Origin of the sequence: Streptomyces racemochromogenes, from assembly GCF_044129415.1 — a bacterium.
Lineage (GTDB): Bacteria > Actinomycetota > Actinomycetes > Streptomycetales > Streptomycetaceae > Streptomyces > Streptomyces racemochromogenes_A.
The window spans coordinates 79301-87275 of sequence record NZ_JBBDHD010000023.1 but is presented as its reverse complement, the minus strand read 5'-3'; the positions used below and the strand labels follow the sequence as shown (position 1 = coordinate 87275).

Annotated in this window: 8 protein-coding genes; 2 read left to right on the top strand and 6 right to left on the bottom strand. The window is 73.5% G+C overall.

Annotated features, from left to right (window positions below; translation table 11 throughout):
• Nucleotides 1-189: 189 nt before the first annotated feature.
• The 6 genes from WDV06_RS12240 to WDV06_RS12215 form a co-directional block, all read right to left on the bottom strand.
• Nucleotides 190-885 (bottom strand): demethylmenaquinone methyltransferase, encoded by a 696-nt coding sequence (locus tag WDV06_RS12240; protein ID WP_395509709.1) that lies wholly within the window; start codon nucleotides 883-885, stop codon nucleotides 190-192.
• 145 nt (nucleotides 886-1030) lie between these two features.
• Nucleotides 1031-1675, bottom strand: coding sequence for an imidazolonepropionase-like domain-containing protein (locus WDV06_RS12235; RefSeq protein WP_395509708.1), 645 nt, complete (start codon nucleotides 1673-1675; stop codon nucleotides 1031-1033).
• Between the two features lie 16 nt (nucleotides 1676-1691).
• Entirely contained in the window at nucleotides 1692-2891 is a 1200-nt protein-coding gene (gene mqnC, locus WDV06_RS12230; RefSeq protein ID WP_395509707.1) for a cyclic dehypoxanthinyl futalosine synthase, read from the bottom strand.
• Between the two features lie 93 nt (nucleotides 2892-2984).
• Nucleotides 2985-4817 (bottom strand): serine/threonine-protein kinase, encoded by a 1833-nt coding sequence (locus WDV06_RS12225; protein WP_395509712.1) that lies wholly within the window; start codon nucleotides 4815-4817, stop codon nucleotides 2985-2987.
• A gap of 90 nt (nucleotides 4818-4907) precedes the next feature.
• A complete protein-coding gene (locus WDV06_RS12220; RefSeq protein WP_395509706.1) occupies nucleotides 4908-5624 on the bottom strand; it encodes a hypothetical protein in 717 nt (238 codons plus the stop codon).
• Nucleotides 5625-5784: 160 nt separating this feature from the next.
• The gene (locus WDV06_RS12215) at nucleotides 5785-6648 is read right to left on the bottom strand and encodes a menaquinone biosynthetic enzyme MqnA/MqnD family protein (protein ID WP_395509705.1); all 864 of its coding nucleotides are present in this window, start codon (nucleotides 6646-6648) and stop codon (nucleotides 5785-5787) included.
• A gap of 236 nt (nucleotides 6649-6884) precedes the next feature.
• Between WDV06_RS12215 and WDV06_RS12210 the strand changes: the two genes are divergently transcribed.
• Both WDV06_RS12210 and WDV06_RS12205 read left to right on the top strand, forming a co-directional pair.
• The gene (locus tag WDV06_RS12210) at nucleotides 6885-7088 is read left to right on the top strand and encodes a cold-shock protein (RefSeq protein WP_007265804.1); all 204 of its coding nucleotides are present in this window, start codon (nucleotides 6885-6887) and stop codon (nucleotides 7086-7088) included.
• A 264-nt stretch (nucleotides 7089-7352) separates the two neighbouring features.
• Nucleotides 7353-7928: a hypothetical protein gene (locus WDV06_RS12205; protein ID WP_395509704.1), complete on the top strand. Its 576-nt coding sequence runs from the start codon at nucleotides 7353-7355 to the stop codon at nucleotides 7926-7928.
• The last annotated feature ends 47 nt before the right edge of the window (nucleotides 7929-7975 follow it).

Genomic DNA, 7975 nt, shown 5'->3' with positions numbered 1-7975 from the left:
CCCCCCCCCCCCCGCCCCCCCCCCCCCCCCCCCCCCCCCCCCCCCCCCCCCCCCCCCCCCCCCCCCCCCCCCCCCCCGCGCCGGGATGTACTCGGCCGGGGTGCCGCTGCCGATCAGCGGGGCGACGTCCGCCGCGATCCGGTCCAGGAGGGTCTGGTAGTCCACAGGTTCCACGGATGCCAACGGACGCTACTGGACCTTGACACCGCGGTGCAGGGCCACGATGCCGCCGCTCAGGTTGCGCCAGGCGACCTTGCCCCAGCCGGCCTTCTGCAGCAGCTCGGCCAGCGCCGGCTGGTCCGGCCACTCGCGGATGGACTCGGCGAGGTACACGTACGCGTCGGGGTTGGAGGACACCGCGCGGGCCACCGGCGGCAGGGCGCGCATCAGGTACTCGGTGTAGACCGTGCGGAACGGCGCCCAGGTCGGCTGCGAGAACTCGCTGATGACGACCTGCCCGCCGGGCTTGGTCACCCGGTACAGCTCGCGCAGCGCGGCGTCCGTGTCCTGGACGTTGCGCAGCCCGAAGGAGATCGTCACGGTGTCGAAGACGTCGTCCTTGAAGGGGAGCCGGGTCGCGTCGCCCGCCGTCAGGGGGAGCCACGGGTGGCGCTTCTTGCCCTCCCGGAGCATGCCGAGGGAGAAGTCGCAGGGGACGACGTACGCGCCGGTCGCGGCGTACGGGAGGGACGAGGTCGCGGTACCGGCGGCCAGGTCGAGCACCGTGTGGCCGGGGCGGGCGGCGACCGCCTTGGCGGCCTCCTTGCGCCACAGGCGCGCCTGCCCGAGGGAGAGGACGTCATTGGTGAGGTCGTACTTCTCCGCAACGCCGTCGAACATGGAGGCGACTTCGTGCGGCTGCTTGTCCAGGGAAGCCCTTGTCACTGGTGGTGGCCCCTCGGTGCTCGGTGGGTGTGGCGGTGGGTGCGGCGGTGCGCCGGCGGGCGGGCCGGCCGGCTCGTGCCGCCCCGCCCATCCTCTCAGGCCCGCCCCGGGGGCGGCGCGGTGGCCTCGCCCGTGAGCCGGAGGGCTACCGCCGCCGGTGCAGCAGCCGGCCGCCGATGACGGTCGCCACGCAGGTGGTCGCCCCGCGCACCGGCAGCTCGGCCGCGTCAGCCACCGCGAACACCGCGAACCGGGCCGCGGCGCCCGCCTGGAGCACCCCGTGGAAGGCCTGCCCCGCGCTCTCCCGCCCGATGAGCGGGTCCAGTGCCGGCGCGCCCTCGTAGGGGGCGGGCGGGACGACGGCCAGGCCCGAGCGGACCACCGCCGTGCGCACCGCCGGGATCGTGAACCGCCCGGCCACCGCCACCACCCCGCGCGCCAGCAGCTTCTGCGTGCCGCGCCGGGCGCTGTTGCCCCAGCGGGACTCGGTCAGCTTCAGGGCCTCCAGGGCCTCGGCGCCGGTGATCGGTGCGGCGCCGAGCTCGGTGACCTCGTACGGGTCGTCGGGGTAGTACGTCCCCTCCAGCAGCACGTCCGCCCCGCGCGCCAGCAGACCCGGGGTGAGCACCCCCGGCCAGCGCCGTACGCGGGCGTGCGGCGCTGCCGCGGCGAGTTCCCCGTACGGGCCCGTGCGGACGATCCGGTCGCCCTCCACCAGGACGGCGCCGGCCTCCAGGGGGGCGGCGTCCGGCCCGGTGACGAGCAGTTCGGCGGCGTGCAGCGTCAGCATCGGCGGTCGGTCCGCGTCAGTTCGTGGAGATGAGCTTCAGCTCGGGGTGCGCGGTGCCCCCCTCGATGGCGGTCGAGGAGATGTGCGAGACGACGCGGTCGTCGACGGGGTCGTTCGCCGGGTCCTCGTGCACGACGAGGTGCTCGTACGTGGTCGCGCGCTGCGCCGGGACGCGGCCGGCCTTGCGGATCAGGTCGATGATCTCCTGGCGGTTCGAGCGGTGCTTGGCACCGGCGGAGGAGACGACGTTCTCCTCCAGCATGATCGAACCGAGGTCGTCGGCGCCGTAGTGCAGGGCGAGCTGGCCCGCCTCCTTGCCGACGGTCAGCCAGGAGCCCTGGATGTGGGCGACGTTGTCGAGGAAGAGCCGCGCGATGGCGATCATGCGCAGGTACTCGAAGACGGTCGCCTGGGTCCGGCCCTTGAGGTGGTTGTTCTCGGGCTGGTACGTGTACGGGATGAACGCGCGGAAGCCGCCGGTGCGGTCCTGCGTGTCACGGATCATCGCGATGTGCTCGATGCGCTCGGCGTTGGTCTCACCGGTGCCCATCAGCATGGTGGAGGTGGACTCCACGCCCAGCTTGTGGGCGATCTCCATGATCTCCAGCCAGCGCTCGCCGGACTCCTTCAGCGGGGCGATCGCCTTGCGGGGCCGCTCCGGCAGGAGTTCGGCGCCGGCGCCCGCGAAGGAGTCGAGGCCGGCGGCGTGGATCCGCCGGATGGCCTCCTCCGCCGAGACGCCGGAGATGCGGGCCATGTGCTCCACCTCGGACGCGCCGAGGGAGTGGATGACCAGCTGCGGGAAGGCCTTCTTGATGGCGGAGAAGTGCTCCTCGTAGTACTCCACGCCGTAGTCCGGGTGGTGCCCGCCCTGGAACATCACCTGCGTTCCGCCGAGCTCGACGGTCTCCGCGCAGCGGCGCAGGATGTCTTCGAGGCCGCGGGTCCAGCCCTTCTTCGTGTCCTTGGGGGCCGCGTAGAAGGCGCAGAACTTGCAGGCCGTGACACACACGTTGGTGTAGTTGATGTTGCGCTCGATGATGTACGTCGCGATGTGCTCCGTCCCCGCGTAGCGGCGGCGGCGCACCGCGTCGGCGGCCTGGCCGAGCGCGTGCAGGGGGGCGTGCCGGTAGAGGTCGAGCGCCTCTTCCTTGGTGATCCGGCCCCCCGCGGCGGCGCGGTCGAGCACGGACTGGAGTGCGGCCAGGTCGGTCACCGGTGGGTCACCTTTCGGCGGTGTGTCAAGGGTCCGGACCGAGCCAGCCTACGCCAGGGCCCCGACCGGTCCGCCAGGGGGCGGGGACCCCGCTCAGGGGCTGCGGACGAGGTCGCCCTCGGGGTTGCCGGCTCCCCGGTCACCCGAGCGGTAGTGCAGCGTGCCGCCGGGGGTGAGGGTGAACCGCTCGTCGGCGGAGCCGCCGGAGCAGATGCCCGGGGCCGGGTTGGAGCCGACCGAGCTGTCGAGGACCAGGGAGCCGTCGGTGGCGGAGGAGAGCCTCCAGTCGCCGCTGCAGTCGGTGCCGAGGACGGGCAGGACCGACTTGTCCCGGGCCACGACCTGGCCGACCTTGCCGGCCTTGATGGTGATCTCGAACTCGGTGGTGGCCTTGATGGTGGTGGTGACGGTGCCCTTCCAGGTGCCGATGAACTGCTCGGGCACCTCGTCGCGGGTTCCCTTCGGCGCGGCGGAGCCGGAGGAGGAGGGGGCGGAGCCGGCGGGCTGCGGGGTCGAGGCGGTCGGGGGCCTGCCCACCGCCGCGTCCCGGGTGTCCCCCTGGCCGGGCAGCAGCCCCATCCCGTACAGCCCGCCCGACAGGGCCACCAGGGCCGCGGCCGCACCGAGCACCAGGGTGCAGCTGAAGCGGCGGCCGGCCGCGCTGAGGGTGAGCCCGCGCCGCCCGTCGCCGGGCGCGGTCCGCGGCTGCGGCACCCCGCCGCGACCGGCCGTCTCGGTCGGTGCGCCGTACACCCCGCCCCCGGTGCCCGGTCCGTACGGCCCGCTGCCGGACCCGGCCCCGGAGCCGCCCGTGCCCGCCGCACCGGACCTGTAGGGCCCCGCGCTCGCGGCGTACCCGGGCGGGGGCCCGTACGAGGGGTCCGGCGTCCCGAAACCGACCCCGACGGGCCCGCCGTAGGACCCCTCGGTGAACGGCACCGGCCCGGACCCGGACGCGGCCGGCTCCCCGAACCCGGACGCGCCGCCCGCCCCGTGTGCGGCGCCCGCGCCGGGCAGCGCCGCACCGGCCTCGGAGGCATCCGCGTCGAGGTCCAGCAGGGCCACCGCCGCCCGGCTCGCCTCCTCCACCAGCGGGGCCGGCAGCCAGCCCGGGGCGCCCAGGGCCCCGCCGAGCGCGGCCGCCAGGTCCTGGGGGGCCGGCCGCCCGGCCGCCGCCTTGGCCAGGCAGGAGGCGATCAGCTCGCGCAGCTCCCCGGCCGGGACGCCCTCCAGCTCCGGCGGCTCGTGCACCACCTTGTAGAGGAGGGTCGCGGAGTTGTCGCCGCTGAAGGGGGGCCGGCCGGTCGCCGCGAAGGCCAGGACCGCGCCCAGCGAGAACACGTCCGACGCGCCCGTGACGCCCTTCCCCAGGATCTGCTCCGGGGACATGTAGCCGGGCGAGCCGATGGACACCCCGGTTGAGGTCAGGGAGGCGGTGCCGTCCGTGGCCCGGGCGATCCCGAAGTCGATCAGCCGCGGCCCGTCGAGGGTCAGCATCACGTTCGACGGCTTCACGTCCCGGTGGACGAGGCCCAGCCCGTGCACCGCCACCAGGGCCCGGGCCAGCCCGGCGCCCACGGCCCGCACCGAGGCCTCCGGCAGCGGGCCGTGCCCGGCGACCGCCCGGTCCAGCGAGGGCCCCGCCACGTATCCGGTCGCCACCCACGGCACGGCCGCCTCCGGGTCGGCGTCCAGCACGGGCGCGGTCCACTCCCCGCCCACCCGCCGCGCGGCCTCCACCTCGCGGCGGAACCGGGTGCGGAACTCCGTGTCGGCGGCGAAGTGCGGGTGCACGACCTTCACGGCGACGGTCCGGCCGCCCGCGCTGCGCCCCAGGTAGACCCGGCCCATGCCGCCCGCGCCGAGCCGGCCCAGCAGCCGGTAGGCGCCGATCGTCCGCGGCTCGCCGGCTTCGAGCGGCTGCATCGCGTCCCCCCTGTCCCCGGGCTGCGTGGTCACCCGGACAGCAGCACCTTAGGGGGTGTCCGGCGGATCGGGGCCGGAAGGACCGGGGCGTCAGCGGCGGCCGGCGCCCCACACCTCGCTCTCCCTGAGCACGACCAGCGCGAAGGCCAGCCGCTTGTCCAGCCAGCCCTCCGCCGCGAGCTCGTACCAGCGGGGGCCCTGGGAGGGCCGGAAGGTCAGCACGGTCTCCTGCCCGGCCTTCCAGAGCACCGGCTTCAGCGGGGCCGCGCCCGTGTCCTCGGCGCCCAGGCTCAGGACGTTGTCGACGACGCTCCCGAGGACCTTCCCGACGCCACGCCCGACGATCCGCCCGGGTCCCCCCTCGGCCCAGCCGCGCGGGGCGGCCACCTCCGGGTGCCCGGGCTGCTCCAGCCACCAGCCGTGCCGGACCAGCCTTTGCGCCGCCGGGGTGCGGTGGACGGTGCCGGCCTCGCGCCCGGCCGCGTCCGTCACCCGGTGATGTTCGCCGCCGGGGTCCTCCGGGAGCACCGAGCACAGCGGCCGGGTGCAGCCCTCGTCCTCGTACAGCCGGAAGCCCGCCTGCCGCAGGGACACGCCGCCGGGCCCGGCCGGCGCGATGTAGAGGGCCGGGACCATCAGCTCCTCCCCGCCGCGCACGCGCGGGACGCGCAGCGCGTGCGCCCCCGCGCCCCGCTTCGAGGCGCGCACCGCGTCGCGCAGCGACCGGCCGACCGTGAACCGGGTGATCCCCTCCCAGGGAACCGGCTCCGGGGGTTCCGCGCTCGCCCTGTTCCTGCCGAATGCCATGCGCTTCCCCCGCCCGCCCGTATTCCGCCCCGCCGATCTTCTCCCGCTTCTCGGGGCGCGTGCGACGGAAATGCGAAAGGCGAACGAATTACCGGCAAACGGAACATTCCCGTTCAGTGAAGCGGAAGATCCCCGGGGAAGATCCCCGGGGTATTGGTGATCACCGTTCCGCGACGCCGGTCTTCAGCAACTCCACGGCCACATCCGCGGCGTAGCCCGTGTCCGCCCCCGTACGGCGCGCGAATTCCCTCACTCCGGCGAGTTGTTCCGGACCGAACCGGAAGTCGAGCGTGGTGAAGTAGCGCTGGAGCAGTCCGGCGTCGAAGGCCTCCCAGCGGGCCGCCTGCTCGGCGACCTTCACGACCTCCTCCAGGGACAGGTCCCGGGAGGCGAGGAAGGCCTCGTGGACCTCCCGGACGATCTCGGGTTCGCGGGCCAGGTAGTCCTTGCGGGCGGCCCAGACGGCGAAGACGAACGGCAGCCCCGTCCACTCCTTCCACATCAGTCCCAGGTCGTGCACGGCCAGCCCCAGCCGCGGCGCGTCGTGCAGCGAGGCGCGCAGCGCGGCGTCGCCGATCAGCACCGCCGCCTCGGCCTCCTGCATCATCAGCCCCAGGTCAGGGGGGCAGGTGTAGTAGTCGGGCCGCACCCCGTACTGCTCGGCGAGCAGCAGCTGGGCGAGGCGGACGGAGGTGCGGGAGGTCGATCCGAGGGCCACCCGGGCCCCGTCCAGCTGCTCCAGCGGGACCTGCGAGACGATCACGCAGGACATGACGGGGCCGTCGCAGCCGACGGCGATGTCCTGGAGGGCGACGAGGCGGTCGGCGTTGCGGAGGAACTCCACGAGGGTGACGGGGGCGATGTCCAGGTCGCCCTGGATGAGCCGCTCGCTCAGCTTCTCGGGGGTGTCCTTGGTCAGCTCCATGTCCAGCAGCGTGCCGGTGCGCGCGAGTCCCCAGTAGAGGGGCATGCAGTTCAGGAACTGGATGTGGCCGACCCTGGGCCGGCTGCGATAGACGTCCACATCGCGAGACTAGCCGCGCTTCTCCGTCAGCGTTCGAGCGGGTCTCAAACGTCCGGGTGACGTGATCTTTCCCTCTGGTCTCGCCCCGAGGGTGCGTGCTAGGCTCGACGCAAGTTGCAGTTTGGTTTCCCTTGCAGTACGAGGCCTGCGGAGCATGTAACCCGCAGGCTTTTGTAGTTTTCAGACTTCTTAGCAGGTTCTGGAGCAGGGCGACCCTTTGGCCCATAGGAGGGCTCATGGCTACCGGAACCGTGAAGTGGTTCAACGCTGAAAAGGGCTTCGGCTTCATCGCCCAGGACGGCGGCGGCCCGGATGTCTTCGTCCACTACTCCGCGATCAACGCCTCTGGCTTCCGCTCCCTGGAGGAGAACCAGCAGGTGAACTTCGACGTCACGCAGGGTCCGAAGGGCCCGCAGGCGGAGAACGTCACCCCGGCCTAGTCGCCAGGCCGACCGGATCGCGGTCGGATATCGCAGTACCCAAGGAGCCCTGCCCCCTCCGTGCGAACGGAAGGGGCGGGGCTCCTGCCTGTTGGGGCTCCTTCCCGTGGGGCTCCTTCCTGTTCCGTCCGGAGCATTCCTGCCTCCGTTCGGGGGTCGAGCACTGGTTCCCCTGAGTGACGAACCGTGACGTTGCGCGTGCGTCCCGTTCCGGATCGGGGATGTTGGGTCGCGGACATCCGGCCTGCACTCACGGAGGAACAGATGACGAAGCTCGCTTGGGCCGCACGGGGCATCTCGGCGCTGTCGGGAGCGGTGCTCCTCGGCGCCCTCATGGCACCGTCCGCGGCGGCGGGGGGCGTACACCTCGACCCGCAGCCCAAGAAGAAGGCCTCCCATCCCGCCAAGGCCGCCAAGCCGGCCGCGCACGCGGGGAGCACCAAGCCGACCCGGTCCGAGGACGACCACGAGGGCGAGCACCGCAAGAAGTGCGCCACCGCCCGCGACATCGCCACCGCCGCACCCGACTACCTGAACTTCTCCACGCCGCTGATCTTCCGGGTGGCGACCGACCGGCACGGGCACGCGTTCCTCAACGACAGCCGGAACCCGGGCGTGTGGATCAACCTCGGCATCCTCGCGAACGCGCCCACGTGCGTCACGGACACCGCCGCGTCCGTCACCGAGGCGAACCCCGGCTCCCTCTACGTGACCCTGCTGGACCGGGAGGGCGAGCTGCACCAGGCCGTCTGTACCACCTCCGACACGCCGTTCACCGCGTCGAACCTGGCGGGCGCCTGCGGCACCGGCTTCACCACCGTCCAGGACACCCCGGTATAACCCCGGGCCCCGTACACCGAAGACGGCACGGCCGGTCGCCCTGGGCG

What these genes read in the sequence shown, in the direction of transcription:
- WDV06_RS12220 (WP_395509706.1), bottom strand. Translation starts at nt 5,624, where the DNA reads ATGGCATTCGGCAGGAACAGGGCGAGCGCGGAACCCCCGGAGCCGGTT.
- WDV06_RS12205 (WP_395509704.1), top strand. Translation starts at nt 7,353, where the DNA reads ATGACGAAGCTCGCTTGGGCCGCACGGGGCATCTCGGCGCTGTCGGGA.
- WDV06_RS12225 (WP_395509712.1), bottom strand. Translation starts at nt 4,817, where the DNA reads ATGCAGCCGCTCGAAGCCGGCGAGCCGCGGACGATCGGCGCCTACCGG.
- WDV06_RS12210 (WP_007265804.1), top strand. Translation starts at nt 6,885, where the DNA reads ATGGCTACCGGAACCGTGAAGTGGTTCAACGCTGAAAAGGGCTTCGGC.
- WDV06_RS12235 (WP_395509708.1), bottom strand. Translation starts at nt 1,675, where the DNA reads ATGCTGACGCTGCACGCCGCCGAACTGCTCGTCACCGGGCCGGACGCC.